We start from the raw sequence: 19,051 nt of genomic DNA, 5'->3' as shown, positions 1-19,051 counted from the left end.
GACCCCCGCGGTCACATCAACCCCTGAAACCGTATGTTACCAATTATTTTTGGCGTATTCGCGCTCTGCTTTATTGTCGAACGGCTTTTCCCCGGCTGGAAACTGCCCGACGTACCCACATGGACCATTCGGGTGCTGGCGATCAATTTCATCCAGTTGATCGTCGTGGTCGTGGCTGGCTTCACCTGGGAGAAATGGCTCTCGGCTCAGTCGCTGTTTCATCTGTCCAGGTCTGTTGGCCCCTGGGCGGGCGGCGTCATCGCCTACTTCATCGCCACCTTTATCTTCTACTGGTGGCACCGTTGGCGGCATACCGTCGATTTTCTGTGGACGCGCTTCCATCAGATTCACCACAGTCCCCAACGGCTCGAAGTGATCACGTCGTTCTACAAGCATCCGCTCGAAATGACGGTTAACTCCATCATCGGCAGTTTGCTGGTCTACACGCTGCTGGGCCTGAATGCCGAAGCCGGTGCCATCTACACGCTGTGCACGGCCCTTGGTGAATTCTTCTACCACACCAACATAAAAACGCCGCAGTGGATCGGCTATATTTTTCAGCGTCCGGAAATGCACCGTATCCACCACGAATACGAAAAGCACAGCCATAACTACGGCGACATTGTCTGGTGGGACATGCTGTTCGGGACGTACCGCAACCCGAAGGAGTTCACATCGACCTGCGGTTTCGACGAGACCAGGGAACTCCGCCTGACCGACATGCTCCGGTTTCGGGACGTGCATAAGGAGTGAACCGTCTTGCTGGACAAACGGATGCAAACGGTCACGCAGGGAGGGCTATCTTTAGGCACACAAACCCCCGGCAACGTACCCAACCTGGCCTACACCGGGCGTGGGTACGTTGCTACCAGACAGATAGTATGAAACAGACGGCTTTACTGCTCGGCTTCTTGCTGATTACCCTAACGGGGGCCACCGCCCAGACCTTCCGGGGCCTCGACAAATCACCGATGGACATGGCCTATTACCCCGACGACTATGCCCACGACCGCAAGTTTGCCCCCGCCAAGATCGGCTCCGACAAAGCCATGGTGCGGGTAACGTACAGCCGCCCCGCCAAAAATGGCCGCGAGGTATTCGGCAAAATGGTCCCCTACGGCAAGGTGTGGCGGGCCGGGGCCAACGAAGCGCCCGAAATCAAATTCTACCGGGACGTCACGATCGGCGGCAAGAAAATCCCGGCGGGTAACTATGCCCTGCTGCTGCTCCCCACCGAAACCGAGTGGACAATCATCCTCAGCTCCGATCTGGATCAGTGGGGCGCCTACAGCTACAACCCGGCGCTCGATGTGGCCCGCGTGAACGTACCTGTGCAGAAATCCGACACGGTCATCGAAAACTTCTCGATCCAGTTCGCGAAGAAAGACGCCTCGACGGCCACCATGTACATGGGCTGGGATACCGCTATGGTCGCCGTACCTATTGGCCTGTAAGGGCTTTACAACCCGTACTGATCGATCAGGTACGTTAGCGCGGCCATCGAAGCGGCACCCAGCGAGAGTTCCCGTTTGTTAACCGCCTCGAACCGGTCGGCGGCCGTGTGGTGGTAGTCGAAATAGCGTTGCGTGTCGGGTTTGAAGCCAAACAGCACCGTGCCCAATTGCGCGAGCGGACCAATGTCGGCACCACCGCCCCCTACGCCAATCTCGTGCAGACCGTAGGGCGTCAGCAGATTACGCCACGTCAGCACTTTGGCTTTTTGCGCGTCGGTGCCCACGATGCCAAAGCCGCGCGGGGTAAAACCGCCTTCGTCGGACTCGATGGCGGCGATGTGTTTTTCGTTGTTTTTCTTCGCGTAATCGGCATAGCCCACGCCGCCGCGCAGCCCGTTTTCTTCGTTCATGTACATGACGGCCCGGATCGTGCGCTTCGGTTTGTAGCCCAGGGCTTTCAGAATCCGCAGCACCTCGATCGACTGCATACAGCCAGTGCCGTCGTCGTGGGCGCCCTGCCCCAGATCCCAGGAGTCGAGGTGGCCGCCTACGACGATAATCTCGTCGGGTTTCTCGCTGCCCCGGATCTCACCAATTACGTTGTGCGAGGGCGCGTCGGGCAAGGATTCGCAGTTCTGTTTGAAATAGAACGTCAGCGCCGGGTTGGCTTTGAGCAGTGCGCTCAATTTTTCGGCCCCGTTGGTGCTGATGGCTGCCGCCGGAATGAGCGGAACCCCCGGCCCGTAGCGCAGGCTGCCCGTATGCGGGAAATCGTCGAGCGCGTTGGTCATCGACCGGACAATGGCCCCGACGGCCCCAAACTTGGCAGCAAACGTTGCGCCGCTGCCCCGTTGATCGACCGCCCCGCCGTAGGCCTCAAACGTGTTGATCTTGGTCGGGTCCATCGGCCGGTTGAAAAACACGATTTTGCCTTTGATGCCTGCTTGGCCAAGTTGCTCCACCTCTTTGAGGCCTTTCACTTCGACCACCTGCGCCTGAACGCCCTTGGCGGGGGTGGCTACCGAGCCGCCGAGCGCGGCAATCGGCACCACCGTCTTCTGCTTGTCGGCCAGTATATACGCTTCTTCTTTGGCACCACGTACCCAGTGCGGCACCATGATGTCCTGAAGAAACACCCGGTCGAAGCCCTGCTGCTCCATCAGTTGTTTGGTCCAGGCAACAGCTTTTTTCGCGCCTTCCGAACCACTGAGCCGCGGGCCGATTTGCTGCGTCAGGTAGCGCAGCCAGTCGTGGGCTTTGTCGTTGGTAAGCGCTTCATTGTAGATTGACCGGATAACGACCGAATCGGCTGGTGGCGTCTGGGCGAAAACGGTTGAGGCGGACCCGGCGAGGGCCACGCAAAAAAGGAAAGGTTTCAGCATGAATCAGGTGTATGTTGACAGGAGCCAATTAGCCCCAGCCAAATATAACGATTCAGCAAGCTAGCCGATGTAACGTACCTGAGTAGCCCGTCTGGAACAAAAGTGAACGAAGATCACAACGATGCATGATCAGATACCGAGAATTACGCTTGTCATCTGCCTAACTGTCGCGTCGGATCCCGCTTACTGCTTTATTCGCTGCCAGCCACCAGTTTCTTTCGATCGGAACGGCCACTCCTCGGGCGGGTATGAGAAAACAGCCCGTATCCGCAAATGCCCGGTACGAACTCTTTTGTGTAGGTACGTTATCCGGGCTCGCTCATCATAGAAGTCACCCGTAACCATCGTGTCAATTTTCCCTTTGGGCATCACTATTGATTTCGTGGCCCATTCTGATTCAGGCGGATAAAAATACTTAATAACTGCGCCAGAGTCGTTGACATTGCCTGTTACCCAAACCGAAAGCTGCCCGCCAAACCGAGCATCGTTTGTCGCTTTTCCGATGTAAACTGTCGTATCCCGGTCAACGTGGGACAGATGTAGATCGGTGGTTGGAATTCGGTTAAAGTAGCCGTAGATGGACAGCCCTATCAACAAAACACCAACAATCACGATGATGCTCACCACCCCTTTTACGAAAACATTAAACAGTATCTTCAGGGATTCAATGACAAACTCGGTCATAGTAGAATGCTCACTTTAGTAGGTATTGATGAAGGCGACGCACAGATCGAACGTCATGTGGCTTAATCGGGATAAGCGCCAAAACGTACGGTTTTCCTGAGTCGAACTGGTGCATAAAAGAGGAGTTCGTTTCTGCTCCATCACAGCGATAAAGCAGAAACGAACTCCTTCAATTGCTTACACAAAGCCAGTTACGCCATCTCCAAAACCCAGTCGTCCTGCTCGACGGTGGTGTTTTCCTTGAGCAGGATTTGCTTGACGGTGCCGGGCTGCTGCGCGGCCACGATGCTTTCCATCTTCATGGCTTCGATCACAAACAGTGGCTGGTTTTTCTTTACCTCGTCGCCGGGTTTCACCAGAATGCGCGTCAGGCGGCCTTGCAGCGGCGCGCCCACGTCGGTGGGTTTGCTTACTTTCTGGTTCTGCGCTTTCACCACCTTCTGGGCCTTGTCACGTACCTGCACCTGCCGGCTTTGGCCGTTTAGCTCGAAGGTGATTGTCCGCATGCCCATTGCGTCGGCCTCCGACTGGAACAGCAACCGCACCAGGATGTTTTTGCCCTCGGCAATCGGCACGATGATCTCTTCGTTGGGCTTGAGGCCGTAGAAGAAGGCGGGCGTCGGAATCACGCTCACGTCGCCGTATTGCTCGGTGGCTTTGTAATATTCTTCATACACCTTCGGGTACATCTTGTACGAGAGGTAATCGAGGAAGCCGTCGGCCTGCGGGAAGCTCTCCTGAAACTGGGCGAAATCAGTGTCGAAGTCGATCGGGGCGAGGTGCTCGTTGGGGCGGCCCGTGATGGGTTCTTCGCCTTTCAGGATCGCCTTCTGTACATCCTCCGGGAAACCGCCGTAGGGTTGACCCAGAATGCCCTTCATCAACTCCTTCACCGACTCGGGGAACGACAGCGACTCGCCCCGCTCAACTACATCCTGCGCCGTGAGGTTGTTGGCCGTCATGAAAATGGCCATGTCGCCCACCACCTTAGACGAGGGCGTTACCTTGATGATGTTGCCAAACAACTGGTTGGCGACCGTGTAGTTCTTTTTCAGCGTTTCGAACTTGTCGCCGAGGCCCGTGGCGATGGCCTGCGGTTTCAGGTTTGAGTACTGCCCGCCCGGAATCTCGTTTTCGTAGACCTCCGCGCTGCCTGCTTTCATGCCGCTCTCAAACGGATAGTAGTACTCGCGCACGTCCTCCCAGTAGTTTGAGTAGGCGTTCAGCGACGGCAAATCGACGGGGCATTCGCGCTCGTGGCCCTGCATCATTGCCACCACCGAGTTGAAATTCGGCTGCGAGGTAAGGCCCGACAGCGCCCCCAACGCGCAATCGACGATGTCGACCCCGGCGTTGATGGCGTTTAGGTACGTTGCCGCCTGAATGCCCGCCGTGTCGTGGGTGTGCAGGTGCACCGGAATGCTCAGCGCCTGCTTCAGCTCGGTCACCAGCGTGGTGGCTTCCAGCGGTTTCAGCAGACCCGCCATGTCCTTGATACACAGCAGGTGCGCGCCTTCGTCTTCCAGTTGGCGGGCCATGTCGAGGTAATACTGGAGCGTGTATTTTTCGTCGATGCCCGTGTAGCAGATGGCGGCTTCGGCCAGGGCCTGGGTACGTTCGCGCACGGCCCGGATGCTCACTTTCATCGCCTCCACCCAGTTGAGCGAGTCGAAAATGCGGAACACGTCGATGCCCGTTTCGGCCGATTTTTCCACGAACGTCTCGATCAGGTTATCGGGATAGGCCGAGTAGCCCACGGCGTTGGAGCCCCGGAAGAGCATCTGCAACAGCATGTTGGGCATGGCCTCACGCAGCGCCTGCAGCCGTTTCCACGGGCTCTCGTACAGAAAGCGCATCGACACGTCGAAGGTCGCGCCGCCCCACACTTCCATCGAAAACAGTTCGGGGTGGGCTTTGGCGAAGCCCTCGGCTACCCGTTGCAGGTCCTGGGTACGTACCCGCGTGGCCAGCAGCGACTGATGCCCATCGCGGAAGGTGGTGTCGGTGTACAGAATTTGGTTCTGCTCCTTCACCCAGTTGGCAAAGCCCTCGCGGCCCAGATCGGTGAGGCGGTTGCGGTTCCCGTAGGGATAGGCTGAATACGGCTCGGTAAACGGCACCACAGGCGTGCGGAACACCTTGCTGTCGTCGCGCTTTTTTACTTCGGGATTGCCGTTGACGACCACCTCGCCCAGGTAGCGCAACACCCGCGTCGAGCGGTCCTGTGGCTTGCGGAGCTTGAACAGTTCGGGGTGGTTTTCGATGAACGACACCCGCGCTTCGCCCCGCTGGAAAATGGGGTGGTTCAGTACGTTTTGCAGGAACGAGATGTTGGTCTTCACGCCCCGAATCCGGAACTCGACCAAGGCCCGCTGTAAGCGTTGGGTCGCGCCTTTGAGCGTCCGGCCCCGCGCCGAGACCTTCACGATCATCGAGTCGAAATAGGGCGAGATTTTCACGCCGGGGTAGCTGCTGCCTTCGTCGAGGCGGATACCGAAACCGGCGGCGTTGCGGTAGGCGATAATCGTGCCGAAGTCGGGCTTAAAGCCGTTGGCGGGGTCTTCGGTGGTGATGCGGCACTGAATGGCGTAGCCGTTGAGCGGCACTTCGTCCTGGTGGTTAATGTAGATGCCGTTGTCGGAGAGCTTATAGCCCATCGCGATCAGAATCTGGGTACGGACCAGGTCGATGCCCGTTACCTCTTCCGTGATCGTGTGTTCCACCTGAATCCGGGGGTTCACCTCGATGAAGTAGATGTTCTCTTCCTTGTCGACCAGAAACTCGACCGTGCCGGCGTTGCTGTAGCCCGCCGCCTTACCGATCTTGATGGCGTAGGCGTAAAGCTGCTCGCGGGTTTCCTGTTTCAGGCCAAAGGATGGGGCCACTTCGACGACTTTCTGGAACCGGCGCTGTACCGAGCAGTCGCGTTCGTAGAGGTGAATGAGGTTGCCGTGTGTGTCGCCTAGGAGCTGCACTTCGATGTGCTTGGGGTCTTCTACGAATTTTTCGAGGAAGATGGTATCGTCGCCGAAGGCGTTTTTGGCTTCGTTTTTAGCCTCGGTAAAGGCTTTTTCAAAGTCGTCGGGGTTGCGTACCACGCGCATACCCCGGCCACCGCCGCCCGCGGCGGCTTTCACCATCACGGGGAACCCGATGCGAGAGGCTTCCGCCATCGCCCGGTCGGGACTCATGTTTTCTTCGCGTGAATCGGGAATCAGCGGTACGTTGGCTTTGGTGGCCAGATTCTTGGCCCGTACCTTATCGCCCAGCGCTTCCATCGCCTCGGGCGTGGGCCCCACGAAGATGATGCCCTCTTCCCGGCAACGGCGGGCCAGCGTCACGTTCTCCGACAGGAAGCCGTAACCGGGGTGGATGGCGTCGATTTTCTTGTTTTTTGCCAGCAGGATAAGACCCTCCACGTCGAGATACGGTTTGAGCGGGTCTTCATCACGCCCAATCTGATAGGCTTCGTCGGCTTTATACCGGTGGAGGGAATAACGGTCTTCGTAGGTGTAAACGGCGACGGTGGTGATGCCCAGTTCGGTGGCGGCCCGCATGATGCGGATGGCAATTTCACCCCGGTTAGCCACCAGCAGGCGATTAATCGGGCGGATGTAGTCCTTCATAAAATGGCAACGGAAACGGCTTCAGATTGTATAATGGCAAACAATAGAGCAAAAATGTTGAAAATTTGCTAATAGAAACGATTGAAAGCGCAATCGATCGAAAAATCCGCTAATTCCCCAAATAGTACAGGGTTACTCGGTAATCAATGCAATGAGTAGGCGGGCTAAACGAGTAACTGCCCAGTAGGTTACCAGACAAGTCGAGCGAGCCATGGAGCGTAATTGCCCAAGTCGCCAATCGCTTACCTGTAGAAGCCTGCCCGAACGGAAACTTCATCATTTTATGGACAAATCCAAACGAGTTTAGGCGAGCAGCGGCCTGTGCCGACACGGGGCCGTTCGCCAACGACGGATCAGCCATCCGGTCAGGTACGTGTTTCCCCGTTCGGCCGAATTGACCGTGCCAGTTTACGTACCGGTCAGGTAAAGGATTGATTTGTAGGTAGTTGATCTGGTTTCGCTAGCTGCCCCGCCTTGGTAAAGTGGCACGACGACGGGTAAGGCAACCCCTACTTTTGTAGACTCATTTTACGACTAAACTGGATTTATCGGGGTCATCCAACGGCCCACAGCTCACAATGCGTCGCTTTTTACATTGCTTCCTCTTTTTGATCAGTACCCATCGGTTGCTGGCGCAAAACCAGCCGGTTGGCGAACCGCCCCGCGTCGGCTACCAGATTTTTGTTCGCTCCTTTGCCGACTCCAACGGCGATGGCATCGGCGACATCAACGGCATCACGGCTAAGCTCGATTACCTGCAACAGATAGGCGCCGACGTGCTCTGGCTGACCCCCGTGAGCCCGTCGCCTAGCTACCATAAATACGACGTGACCGACTACCGGGGCATCGACCCGGAATTTGGCACCATGGCGGATTTCAAGCGGCTGCTGACCGAAGCGCACCGCCGTAAGATGAAGGTGCTGTTCGACTTTGTCATCAATCACTCGAGCAGCCAGCACCCGTGGTTCAAGGCCGCCGTGGCCGACCGGCAGTCGCCCTACCGCAACTGGTACGTCTGGATGTCGCAGCGGGCCATCGACTCGATGGGGGTTGCCTATCGTGAACGCACCGCCGACTCGTGGGAACTGCGCCCCTGGCACACACCGCGTGGTGAAAGCGCCTCGCCCGATGCCGAAAAATACTATGGGCTGTTCTGGGGTGGCATGCCCGACCTGAACATGGATAACCAGTCGCTACGCCGCGAACTCTACGACATCGGCCGGTTCTGGCTGACGGAGGTGGGCGTCGATGGGTTCCGGCTCGACGCCGCCAAGCACATTTACCCGCAGTGGGACGTGGCCAAAAACCACCAGTTCTGGCAGGAATTCCGGCAGGCGTTGCAGACCGTAAAACCCGACGTGCTGCTGCTGGGCGAGGTTTGGGACACCGCCGACAAGGTGGCGCCCTATTTTAAAGGCCTTCCCGCCAACTTCCACTTCGACGCCTGCTTTGCCCTGCAAAACATGGCCAAAACGGGCCGCGATAGCAGCCTGGTTAGCAAGTTACTGGCCGATTACGCCGCCTACGGTAAAGAAAATCCCGCGTTTGTAAGCGCTACGATGGTCAATAACCACGACCAGAACCGGATCGGCTCGATCGTCGGGGGCGACCCGAACCGGATGCGCGTGGCGGCGAGTCTGCTGCTGACCCTGCCCGGCCAACCCTGGATCTACTACGGCGAAGAACTGGGCATGCTCGGCACTAAACCCGACGAGCTGATCCGGGAGCCGTTTTTGTGGACGACCCGCGCTACCGATACCGCCCGCACTCGCTGGCAGACGCCCCGTTTCTCGACCGACTCGACCGTGGCGCCGCTGAGTCAGCAACAGACCGATCCGAAATCGCTGTACAACCACTACCGGAAGCTGATCGCCCTGCGCCGCCAAACGCCCGCGCTGGCGCAGGTGCTGAACCCGAACCTGCAACCGAGCAGCATTCGTCAGGACGGGGTGCTGGCGTTTGTGCGGCCCCACGCGTCGGGCGATGTGCTGGTGGTGCACAACCTCGGCAACGTACCCAGCACCGTTACCTTACCTACCGCTGAACGCCGCTTCAGAAATATGCTTTTCACGTCAGAAGCCACCGCTACGCTTCAGAAAGACCAATTGACCCTGCCGCCGTACAGCGTGGTGGTGCTGCGGAAGTGATAACGCATTAGTACTGACTAAGTAATAAAAAAGGCTGTCGTGTCCGTTTTGTCATTCCCCTGTTGTCGGAATGATAAAACGGACGCGACAGCCTTATTAAATGAGCAATGCGGTTTATTTCAGCGCGTCTTCGACCGGGTTGCCTACGCAGCCGCTGGGTTCCAGAATGCCTAGGATGGCGCAGACCGTTGGGGCAATGTCGGCGATCTGGGTGCGGTGGAAGGTCTGGCCGGGTTTGATGCCCCAGCCGTAGAGCAGGAACGGCACGTGCGTGTCGTAGGGGTACATGGTACCGTGGGTCGTGCCCCGGTTACGGCCTTCAAACCAGCCCGCCTGTAGCATCACATAGAAATCACCGCTCCGGTTGGGGTGGTAAATGTTGCGCAGCATGCTCAACTGGTTTTCGGGCAGGGCCATGTTGCCCAGGTTGTGCAGGTTCAGCACATTGATGACGCCGCGCTGGGCCAGCAACGCCACCCGAACGATCTCGTAGGCTTCGCTGATGGCGATTTTCTTCTCGGCAAACAGGGCCGTGTTCAGGTAAATCTGCTGGTTGATGTACTGAAGCACCCAGTTGCCGGGGCCGTAGGCTTTGGTGAGGGCCGTGCGGGCCGCTTCACCCGCTTCGCCGTAGGATTTGGTATCGGCCGGAATGCGGTAAAGCTGCGAGAAGCCGGGGATATCGGCCGCGCCGTGGTCGGCCGACAGAAACGCCATCCAGGTGCCTTTGCCCACTTTCTTGTCGATCTCGTTGAACAACTCGGCCAGTTGGCGATCCAGCTTCAGGTATTCGTCTTCAATCTCCACCGAGTGCGTGCCGAAGGCATGGCCAATGTAGTCGGTCGACGAAAAGCTGACCGCCAGCAGGTCGGTGATGTTGTCTTTGCCGAGTTGCTCGCCGTCGATCGCTGCCAGCGCAAACTCTTTCGTGAGCTGATCGCCGAAGGGCGTGCTGCGGAGCACTTCATAGCGGCTTTGCCCGCTTACGGTCACGAATTCGTGCGGGTGAATGGCTTTCAGTTCGCCGGGCAGCGTGGCTTCAAACGGCTGATCGTCGGTGGTGCTTTCGGTGTATTTGTCCAGGGGCAGGAGTAGCTCCCACTTCTGGCGGATAAACTGATCGGGGAGGCGGCGGTCGTTGTAGCGACGTACCCAGTCGGGCAGGTCCTTGCGGTAGAACGTGCTCGTGATCCAGTTGCCATCTTTCGAGTCAAACCAGTAGGCGGCGTCGGCGGCGTGGCCGGCGGGTAGGATGGACCCCCGGTCTTTCAGGGCTACCCCAATTACTTTGGCGCGTCCGTCGGTCGCCAGTTTGAGCTGATCGCCGATGGTCGTCGTCAGCATATTCCGGGGCGACATCCGGCCTGCTGAGCTGGTATTGCCGACACTCCGGGCCGATGTGTCTTCGGCGCAGTACACGAGCCGCCCTTGCTGCCGGTCGTAGAAGTCGTTGCCCACGATGCCGTTGTAGGCTGGCGACGAACCCGTATAAATGGCCGCGTGGCCGGGACCGGTATACGTAGCGGCGTAATGGTAATGGTTGTTGCGGCAGTTATAGCCCTGGTCCATGAGCCGCCGAAAGCCGCCGTTACCAAACTTTTCGTAGTACCGATACAGGTAATCGTACCGCATCTGGTCGACGACGATGCCAACGACGAGTTTGGGCCGATCAGGGAACGAAGGAATAGCCGGAGCCGTCAGCGCGCGCTTGGACTGACCAACAACCGAGAACGTGCTGAAAAACAGGAGGGGTGCACAGAGTGCCGTTGAGAAACGCATAATGGGCAGAAAAGACCGTTCGAAGGCAACACAGTGAGGAAACTGCGCTCATGAAGCCGCAAAGGTAGCGAACATTTTGGGTGAAGCCGCCGTTGAGAACTAGACCAGCCTATCTGGCAGACTGGCCTTTGTTCAGCCGCCCCTTATGCCCACGACTCAACTGTATCCCGCCCCCCAACACGACGCTTCGGCTCGCTGGTACCTGACGAATCCGTACCGCGGTGTGGCCATCGGTCTGACGATTCTGGTGGGCTGGTTCGGGCTGCTGGCGTTTCTGCTGAACTATACCATCGACTGGACGAACCCGCTCACGTACCTGCTGGTGCTGCTGCAAACGCACCTGTACACGGGCATGTTCATCACGGCGCACGATGCGATTCACGGTGTGGTCGCGCCCACCAACCGCCGCCTCAACGACGCCATCGGCTGGGTTGCCACCACGCTGTTTGCGTTCAACAACTACGCGAAGCTGACGAAGGGCCACCACCTGCACCACAAGCACGCCGCCACCGACCACGACCCCGATTTTCACCGCGGCAACGCCAACATCCTGCTCTGGTTTCTGGCCTTTGCCCGCAGTTACGTCACCATCTGGCAGGTGCTGCTGATGGCCCTAACCTACAACGTGCTGAAAATCTGGTTTCCGATGGAGAACCTGATTCTGTACTGGATGGTCCCGGCTATTCTGAGCACGTTTCAACTATTCTTCTTCGGCACGTACCTGCCGCACCGGGGTGACCACGAAAACCCGCCCCATAACGCCCGCAGCCAGAGCCTCAACCACGTTTGGGCGTTTGTGTCGTGCTATTTCTTCGGCTACCATTTCGAGCACCACGATCAGCCTTACCTGCCCTGGTGGAAACTGGCCGCAGCCCGGGAGAGTAACGGTCTATAGATTTATATTGATTCGATGTATTTGTTTAATGTGTAAGCCTTTATAAAATCTTGAAATTCTTCTTCACTGTAAACACTACGATTGTTCTTGTTGATATATATTGTTCTAGTGCCGTCTTTACTTTCATATAAGTCTTGACCATTGCTAAATGAATAAATGATTTTTGATTCTTTGCTAAAACTGCTGATTGTCTTTTGCAGCTCTTCAATTGTAGAATCCTTCTCTTTACTTAAATCATTAAGTCGATTTTCATAACTGACTAAGAGATTCGCTTTCTCTTCTTCAAGTTTTTGTAGAACGCTCCTGAATTCATCTGTTGCCTGATTGTAAGAATCTCTGTTTGTTTTGATTTCATCCTCATACTGTATCACTTTTTTTTGTAACTCTTCAATTAAATTATTTTGTTGCCTCTTCTCTCTATACTCTGTTTTAGTATCTTCTAGCTTTATTTCTTCAATGGCAAGAAGTTTTTGGTTCTCAATATTGTTTGTCTTCTTCCGTATTATATTTTTTTCACTTCTCACGACAGAATAGTTGAGAACTTCATCGATCAAAAGATTTAAATAAGGTAAGAGCAAAGTGTATAAAAATGCTGAAAGGAGAGGGAGCCATATTGCTGTTCCCTCGTGCGATAAGTTATTTTCTATATAACGAATCTTTTCCTCTATATCTTTTTTTGAAAATAATAGATATAGAATAGCATTCCAATTGAAAACAAGCCACGATGTTGTAAATGCTCCTATGAAAGGATTTTTAAGGCGATCTTCTGTAGTCTTAAAAATAGTTTGTAACAATTCTTTCATCAAGATACCAATATATTGGCGGTTAGGCGGATAGTTGTAAAGACAATTATATACAATTGATAAATAAGTATCAAAGCAAGTTGGATCTATTTTATAGGAAACTGGCCGAAGCGCGGGAACGTACCCAGTCGCGAAGCAATAGGCCTCAGGTACGTTGTCAGCACAAGATCAGTGGTTTCCGCGACGCATGAGGAATGGAGCACCTAAATAGCAGCAATAGGTCTGTGTTCAGACCAACGTCAGCGTTGTCTATAGAGTAAGCAGAATCTTTGTGGTGACAGTCTGGTCTGTTTCGGTTAATTTGGCCGTACCCCTCTCCTAAACCACGAATCGTTTTATGCTGACCGCGTTCCGTTTGTCTGCCAGGCCGGTATTGATGTCAGGCCTCTGTAGTCTATTGCTGATGGGGGCGGCGTCGAAGCCAGACAAGCAGTCCCAGCTGTTCCCAAAGCCGCCCAACCGCGCCGACTCGGCCGTTTTGACCGTCAGTAATACGAGGTCCAAAAGCCCGATCCAGTTTTACTACACCGATTTTTTCAGGGAGCCAGTGCCCATGGCAAGAGTCAACAAAGGAAAAAGCGGGTCATTTATCCTGACTGCTCCTTATCCTGTCCGAATTATCTGTGTAGATGAGCTGACAGGCTACCCCAACGGGAAGAGTACTTCTTTTGTCATTTATCCGGACGACCACATTCAGGCCACCAAGGATAAGGCGGGGAATACGCGCCTGTCTGTAGCGGGTGACTCGCTTCGCAGTAAGGAACTGAACTTCTTTGCTCAGATGAATCAGGTGCTGGGGGCTTATGAAGGCTTCGAAGCGAGTATGCGCGCCCCGGCAAAAACCGAACAGGATCGGGTCGCCCAGATTGAGAAAGCCTATGAGCAGCGGACGCGCTTTCTGAAGCAACAGGCCGACCAGTATCCAATCCGGCCTGCTTTTGCCGCCTACCTGAGGGCCAGTTTTTATTATACCCGGTTCGAGGAACTGACGGGAAATTACTTCTCGCCCTGGCGGCAGTCGAAGCAGGCCGTACCACCTCCAACTGCTATACCGGCCGTAACCGAGGCGCTTGAGGCTGGGTTCCGCGTAGACGACGACCATTTCTACCTGTTTGAGTACCGGGCGGCTGCGCTGAATTACCTGACCTACTTGGCTGGCAAAGGCCGGGCGGATGCTCAGTCTGATGTGTTTCAGTTGTTCCAGACGGGCGTGAGCCGATTCAGCGGACAGACGCGCGACATAGCCCTGTTTGACCTGCTGACAATCGCGTCTAAAGACAGCCACGATTCGTTAGCCGTGATGGTCAATCAGTTTATGGCGCTAAGTGCCAATCCCGCTCTACGAAGCTACGTGTCGGAAGGGTTGGCGTCGAAAGTGGATGTGCTGGCCAGGGACCGAACGGTCCCGAACCGAACCAACCAACTCTTGTCGGTATCGAATGTGCAGGGGTTGAACTGGGAATCGCTGACCGATTCGCTAACGCAACCCCTGACGTATGTAGACTTCTGGGCGAGTTGGTGCGGCCCCTGTCGGGCCGAAATGCCCAGTTCGCATCAGTTAAAGGCCGACTATAGCAAACGCGGTGTCCGCTTTGTGTATGTCTCCCTGGATAAAGACCCGGCCGCCTGGAAACGAGCACTACGCCAGGTGGGGCTGGCTGACGCCGAGAATTACCTGCTTGTCAACGAATACGATTCGGAGATTGCCCGTCGGCTCAAGATCGTAACGATTCCCAGGTACGTACTGCTAGGGCGGGGTGGCAAACTACTGCAAGCCGATGCGTCCCGCCCCGGTGACCCCGCCACGCGGCAGTTATTTGACAAGCTGTTGACAACGCAGAAGTAGTACAGGCACCTGGTTCCAAGCTGGATGGCCATGTGGCACGAGGCTGTCCGAAACCAAAGCCGTTCACCAACGGCTTTCCCGAGAGGCAAACCTCTCAATCAATTCCTTTGGCAATCATCCAACGCATCGTAGTTTCGGTGGGTCTTTGTGGCACGTTCCGCTTCCTCTGCTCAACTCTATGCGACATTCGCTACTTGCCTTTGCCTTCCTGTTGCTGTGCCTAAGCTGCAAGCACGAACCCGATCCTATTTCTGATCCCGATCCGGGACCGCCGCCCATCGTCACCAACAGCACGAATGTGGCTGTGAAATGGGGGCTACTAACCCTGCAAACCATGTACCGGCTGGGGGGTAACAGCCCGACCTACGGGTCGCGTTCGCTGGGCTATGCCGGCCTGACCATGTACGAATGTGTCGTCAACGGCAGCCCCACGCATCGGTCGCTGGCCGGTCAACTGGTCGGGCTGACGAACCTGCCCGTTCCCGAAGCCGGCAAAACCTACCAGTACGAACTGGCGCTCAACGCCGGGCAGGCCGTGATCCTGAAACGAATGTTTGATTTCGGCTATAACGACGCCGTCCGGATGAACCGGATCGACTCCCTCGAACGGGCCATCAATCAGCAATTTGCCGCTACGGTTGATCCGGCCGTTATGGATCGGTCGGTGGCGTATGGCAAAGCGGTGGCCGAAGCCATTTTTGCCTGGTCGAAAACGGACGGTGGTTTCGAGGGGTTCAAACGAAATTTTGATAATACCTACGTGTTCCCGCGCGGCAGTGGCTTCTGGGTGCCACCAGCATCGGGGCAGGCGCAGGTCTTCACAACGGCGCCGCTGCATCCGCACTGGGGCCAGAACCGCACGTTTGCGCTGGCCAACAGCACGTTATCTGTCCCGTCGATGACGCCCTACAGTACCAGTCGTTCGTCAGACTACTACAAGGAGTTTGCGGCGGTGTACCAGAAAAACGGGTCGCTGAGTCAGGAGGAGCGCAACATCGCGGGCTGGTGGGCCGACGACCCCACTGAGACGTTCTCGCCACCGGGCCACTCCTACAGCCTGGCGGGTATTGTGGCGGTCACGGCCAACGCTGATCTGTATCAGACCGCCGAGACCTACGCCCGCGTGGGCATGGCCGTGGCCGATGCGTTCATCAACTGCTGGAAAGCCAAGTACACCTACCACTGCGAACGCCCCGGCACCTACATCCGCGCCAACATCGACGCCAACTGGAATTCGTTCTGGCCCGAACCGCCCTTCCCGGCGTTCTATTCGGGCCACTCGGTGCAATCGGGCGCTACGGCCATGGTGCTGGAAGCGCTCTACGGACCATCGTTCCGCTTCACCGACACGTCGCACTGGGGCCGCCCAAGCGATCAGGCGCGCAGGGTGAGTTACGTATCGCGCTCATTTACTTCCTTCTGGTCGACGGCCGAAGAAGCCGCGCAGTCACGCTTTTGGGGCGGCATCCATACCAATCAGGACAACGTGGTGGGGCTGGCCGAAGGCAAAAAGATTGGTACCAACATCAACGCCCTCACATGGCGGAAATGAGTTTGGTGTTTTCAGTTTCGAGTTTCCAGTTGGCTGACGCAGGTTCACTGCTGGACAAACTGAAAGCTCGAAACCGAAAACGCCAAACTGAAGATTACCCCTTCGGCAGGCCTCGTATGAAGAGGTATAGAGAGGCGAAGATGGACGCCAGCGACAGGCCGATGGTCCAGCCGGGCGTTTTGTTGCCTTGCCAGTCGTCGAGTTTCATGCCGGCATAAACGCCCAATCCGATGGTGGCCAGCATCTGAAACGCAATGCTGCTGTATTGGGCATAGGCCGAGGGTCGACGGTCAACGTCATCGGGGCGGTCGGGCTTGTTGGGGTCGGCTGACGGGTTCATGGTCGGAAAATGGTAGATTCGCCCATCGATTACGCCGCAATCATACGTTCGGGTGAGCGATAAACGTTTTAAAATTGGTTTACTAATTGCTGTGATTGGCTAAACAGACCAGCCAGCGGTATACGTCAAACTCAAGAAGCCGCTCTACCGTTTTCGACCGAATTCAGTTTCCCGACGAACGTCCTGACGAATGCAGATTAATCGAATGAACCCCGTTGTCGTTTTGGGCCTGCTGGCATTGCTGACCGGCCTGAGCGTGTCGTGCTCGCAACACAGCAACGGGGCTATGAGTAAAGCCTATCACAACACCACCGCCCGGTTCAACGCCTATGTGATGGCCCGCGACGACATCAGCGAGGTGGAACGGTACCTGTTCCGGAACCGGAAAGAAAATTACAACGAAACGTTACCCATCCTGCTGCCGCTGGATTCGATCGCCATTCAGCCGGTGCGGGCGCAACTCGACGATGCCATCAAAAAAGCGTCGCTGGTGGCCGAGCGGCACCAGAATAGCCGGTGGGTCGACGACGCCTACGTGCTGATCGGTAAAACGCGCCTCTACCGGCAGGATCTGCCCAACGCCATTGAGGTGTTTAAATACGTGAACACCAAAGGCACCGACGACGACGATAAGCACGAAGCGCTGATCTACCTGATGCGGGCCTACACCGAGCAGGGCGATTTCCAGAATGGCCTCACCGTAGCCGAATACCTACGTACCCAGCCGCTCAACAAGGCCAACACGCGCGAATTTTACCTCACCAAAGCGTACCTGCACCAGCGCAACGGCCAGCCCCAGCTGGCGGCGGGTATTCTGGACGCCACGTTCCCGTACCTGAGCAAATCGGAAGAAACAGCACGGCTGCACCTGATCGCCGGGCAGTTGTACGAAAGCATCGGCAAGTCCGCCGAAGCGACGGCTCACTTCCAGAAAGTGCTGACCTCGCGGCCTAACTACGATCAGGAGTTTTTTGCCAACATCTACCTGATGCAGGCCGATGGCGATTCGCCAGGCGACGATGCCCGCAACGCCCGCCGCTTCGACGACATGCTCGACGACCGGAAAAACTCCGATCTGAAAGACAAGATTTACTTCACGATGGGCCGGGCCGAGGCGCGCCGGGGCAACTACGACAAGGCGCTGGGTACGTTCGGTAAAGCCGTTCGGTCGGCGGGGAGCGGGTCGGTGCAGTTGCCGCTGACGTACCTGGAAATGGGCTCGATCTATTTCGATAAGAAACGCAATTTTGCCAAAGCCCAGGCCTACTACGACAGTGCCCTGTCGTTGCTGCCACCAGGCCACGCCCAGTATACGGCGCTGGCCGCCCGCAAAAAAACGCTCGATGAGTTCGTGCTGAATCAGCGCACCATCGACACCGAAGACAGCCTGCAACGGCTGGTGCAGCTGAACCCGGCGGCGCTCGATGCCCTGCTGGATAAGGTAATTGACCAGCGCCAGAAAGAGGATGAAGCCCGCGCCGAACTGGCGAAACAGATCACCGGCCGCGTGAACCTCGATGGGGCGCAGGCGACCAACTCCGACCTCTCGCCCGACCAGCGCTGGGTGCTCTATAATCCCAACCAGCTGGCGCAGGGGCGGCAGGAGTTTACGCGCATCTGGGGCAACCGCCCGCTGGAAGACAACTGGCGCAGGCAGAACAAAGATGCGACGGCGGCCCTGGCGGGCGACAGCAGCCCGCAGAATGGCAACAATCCGGCCAACGCCACCAACCCCGCCGCGCCGCTGCCCCAGTCGGGTACCAACCCCGTTGCCAGAAATACGCTGAACCCGCGTCAGGCGCAGAAAGATGAACTCTACGGCCAGCTGCCTTTTACGAAAGAAGCGCTTCAGGCCTCGAACGACAAGCTCGAATCGGCCTTGTTCCGGCAGGGGAAACTGTACAAATTTCAGCTGGAGCAGCCCACGCAGGCGATCGCCGTGCTCGACCAACTGCTGACCCGCTACCCCAACTCGAGCTACCGCCCCGAGGCCTATTACCTCATGCACCTGTCGACCGAGGCCCTGCCGCAGCAGGCGGGCAAACCCTCGCCCTGGCGCGACAAACTGCTGACCGAATTCCCGACCTCATCGTTTGCCAAACTGCTGTCCGAATCGGGCCCGGCGGGGGCCCTGGCAAGCGGGCCCACGAGCGGGGCTGGCAAAGGGCCCGTGAACGAAATTGCCGCCAGCCAGACCTACGCGTCGCTGTATCAGTTGTACCAGTCGGGCAACAGCACCGAGGCGCTGGCCCGGGTCGAAGCGGCGCTGGGTACGTTCGGTGGGTCAAAAATTATGGACAAAATGGCCTTATTGCGTATAATTTTGCTGGGCCAGGTACGGGGCGTGGACGCCTACCGGCAGGCACTGGGCGACTTCGTTCGCGATTATCCCACCAGTCCGCTGCTCTCCCACGTGAAAGAACGCCAGGTCGCCGCCGAGCAATTGTCGGCGAAACGGAAATAAATATGAAGTCTGGATAGTCCGGTTAGCAGAATAGTCCAAAGTCTGGACAGTCGTTTGGGCGTTGCTTACGCACCTATTA

The 19,051-nt window shown here is 56.7% G+C and carries 13 protein-coding genes; 7 read left to right on the top strand and 6 right to left on the bottom strand.

What is annotated here, in order from left to right; all coding sequences use genetic code 11:
* Positions 1-33: 33 nt before the first annotated feature.
* Positions 34-753: a sterol desaturase family protein gene (locus FAES_RS17840; RefSeq protein ID WP_015332630.1), complete on the top strand. Its 720-nt coding sequence runs from the start codon at positions 34-36 to the stop codon at positions 751-753.
* Between the two features lie 128 nt (positions 754-881).
* A complete protein-coding gene (locus FAES_RS17835) occupies positions 882-1,454 on the top strand; it encodes a DUF2911 domain-containing protein (protein ID WP_015332628.1) in 573 nt (190 codons plus the stop codon).
* 5 nt (positions 1,455-1,459) lie between these two features.
* Here FAES_RS17835 and FAES_RS17830 read toward each other — a convergent pair whose 3' ends face one another.
* The 3 genes from FAES_RS17830 to FAES_RS17820 all read right to left on the bottom strand — a co-directional run bounded on the left by FAES_RS17830 (position 1,460) and on the right by FAES_RS17820 (position 7,146).
* Entirely contained in the window at positions 1,460-2,836 is a 1,377-nt protein-coding gene (locus FAES_RS17830; protein ID WP_015332627.1) for a M28 family peptidase, read from the bottom strand.
* Positions 2,837-3,019: 183 nt separating this feature from the next.
* Positions 3,020-3,520, bottom strand: coding sequence for a hypothetical protein (locus FAES_RS17825; RefSeq protein WP_041258066.1), 501 nt, complete (start codon positions 3,518-3,520; stop codon positions 3,020-3,022).
* 191 nt (positions 3,521-3,711) lie between these two features.
* Positions 3,712-7,146, bottom strand: a complete 3,435-nt coding sequence (locus tag FAES_RS17820; RefSeq protein ID WP_015332626.1) for a pyruvate carboxylase — start codon at positions 7,144-7,146, stop codon at positions 3,712-3,714.
* 578 nt (positions 7,147-7,724) lie between these two features.
* Here FAES_RS17820 and FAES_RS17815 point away from each other — a divergent pair.
* Complete coding sequence (locus tag FAES_RS17815; RefSeq protein ID WP_015332625.1) at positions 7,725-9,293, top strand: alpha-amylase family glycosyl hydrolase; 1,569 nt, start codon at positions 7,725-7,727, stop codon at positions 9,291-9,293.
* 114 nt (positions 9,294-9,407) lie between these two features.
* Here the strand turns inward: FAES_RS17815 and pafA are convergent, their stop codons facing one another.
* Positions 9,408-11,072 carry an alkaline phosphatase PafA gene (gene pafA / locus FAES_RS17810; RefSeq protein WP_015332624.1) on the bottom strand — a complete coding sequence of 555 codons (1,665 nt, stop codon included), beginning with the start codon at positions 11,070-11,072 and terminating at the stop codon, positions 9,408-9,410.
* Between the two features lie 145 nt (positions 11,073-11,217).
* Between pafA and FAES_RS17805 the strand changes: the two genes are divergently transcribed.
* The gene (locus FAES_RS17805; RefSeq protein ID WP_015332623.1) at positions 11,218-11,967 is read left to right on the top strand and encodes a fatty acid desaturase; all 750 of its coding nucleotides are present in this window, start codon (positions 11,218-11,220) and stop codon (positions 11,965-11,967) included.
* 2 nt (positions 11,968-11,969) lie between these two features.
* On the opposite strand, the gene FAES_RS29130 is transcribed toward FAES_RS17805, so the two are convergent.
* On the bottom strand, positions 11,970-12,770 hold the full coding sequence (locus FAES_RS29130) for a hypothetical protein (RefSeq protein WP_051054199.1): 801 nt from the start codon (positions 12,768-12,770) through the stop codon (positions 11,970-11,972).
* Positions 12,771-13,323: 553 nt separating this feature from the next.
* Here FAES_RS29130 and FAES_RS17795 point away from each other — a divergent pair.
* Both FAES_RS17795 and FAES_RS17790 read left to right on the top strand, forming a co-directional pair.
* Positions 13,324-14,616 carry a TlpA family protein disulfide reductase gene (locus FAES_RS17795; protein WP_015332621.1) on the top strand — a complete coding sequence of 431 codons (1,293 nt, stop codon included), beginning with the start codon at positions 13,324-13,326 and terminating at the stop codon, positions 14,614-14,616.
* A 178-nt stretch (positions 14,617-14,794) separates the two neighbouring features.
* Positions 14,795-16,168: a vanadium-dependent haloperoxidase gene (locus tag FAES_RS17790; protein WP_015332620.1), complete on the top strand. Its 1,374-nt coding sequence runs from the start codon at positions 14,795-14,797 to the stop codon at positions 16,166-16,168.
* A 94-nt stretch (positions 16,169-16,262) separates the two neighbouring features.
* Here the strand turns inward: FAES_RS17790 and FAES_RS17785 are convergent, their stop codons facing one another.
* Positions 16,263-16,508, bottom strand: a complete 246-nt coding sequence (locus FAES_RS17785) for an AtpZ/AtpI family protein (protein ID WP_015332619.1) — start codon at positions 16,506-16,508, stop codon at positions 16,263-16,265.
* A 190-nt stretch (positions 16,509-16,698) separates the two neighbouring features.
* Here FAES_RS17785 and porW point away from each other — a divergent pair, with 190 nt between their 5' ends.
* Positions 16,699-18,972 carry a type IX secretion system periplasmic lipoprotein PorW/SprE gene (porW, locus tag FAES_RS17780; protein ID WP_015332618.1) on the top strand — a complete coding sequence of 758 codons (2,274 nt, stop codon included), beginning with the start codon at positions 16,699-16,701 and terminating at the stop codon, positions 18,970-18,972.
* Positions 18,973-19,051: the final 79 nt, after the last annotated feature.

The sequence above is a fragment of the Fibrella aestuarina BUZ 2 genome, assembly GCF_000331105.1.
Lineage (GTDB): Bacteria > Bacteroidota > Bacteroidia > Cytophagales > Spirosomataceae > Fibrella > Fibrella aestuarina.
This window is presented reverse-complemented; position numbering and strand designations above follow the sequence as displayed.

Bases quoted from the DNA above. Each gene is read 5' to 3' on its own strand.
- FAES_RS17840 (WP_015332630.1), top strand. From the start codon at position 34: ATGTTACCAATTATTTTTGGCGTATTCGCGCTCTGCTTTATTGTCGAA.
- FAES_RS17835 (WP_015332628.1), top strand. From the start codon at position 882: ATGAAACAGACGGCTTTACTGCTCGGCTTCTTGCTGATTACCCTAACG.
- FAES_RS17830 (WP_015332627.1), bottom strand. From the start codon at position 2,836: ATGCTGAAACCTTTCCTTTTTTGCGTGGCCCTCGCCGGGTCCGCCTCA.
- FAES_RS17825 (WP_041258066.1), bottom strand. From the start codon at position 3,520: ATGACCGAGTTTGTCATTGAATCCCTGAAGATACTGTTTAATGTTTTC.
- FAES_RS17820 (WP_015332626.1), bottom strand. From the start codon at position 7,146: ATGAAGGACTACATCCGCCCGATTAATCGCCTGCTGGTGGCTAACCGG.
- FAES_RS17815 (WP_015332625.1), top strand. From the start codon at position 7,725: ATGCGTCGCTTTTTACATTGCTTCCTCTTTTTGATCAGTACCCATCGG.
- pafA (WP_015332624.1), bottom strand. From the start codon at position 11,072: ATGCGTTTCTCAACGGCACTCTGTGCACCCCTCCTGTTTTTCAGCACG.
- FAES_RS17805 (WP_015332623.1), top strand. From the start codon at position 11,218: ATGCCCACGACTCAACTGTATCCCGCCCCCCAACACGACGCTTCGGCT.
- FAES_RS29130 (WP_051054199.1), bottom strand. From the start codon at position 12,770: ATGAAAGAATTGTTACAAACTATTTTTAAGACTACAGAAGATCGCCTT.
- FAES_RS17795 (WP_015332621.1), top strand. From the start codon at position 13,324: ATGGCAAGAGTCAACAAAGGAAAAAGCGGGTCATTTATCCTGACTGCT.
- FAES_RS17790 (WP_015332620.1), top strand. From the start codon at position 14,795: ATGCGACATTCGCTACTTGCCTTTGCCTTCCTGTTGCTGTGCCTAAGC.
- FAES_RS17785 (WP_015332619.1), bottom strand. From the start codon at position 16,508: ATGAACCCGTCAGCCGACCCCAACAAGCCCGACCGCCCCGATGACGTT.
- porW (WP_015332618.1), top strand. From the start codon at position 16,699: ATGCAGATTAATCGAATGAACCCCGTTGTCGTTTTGGGCCTGCTGGCA.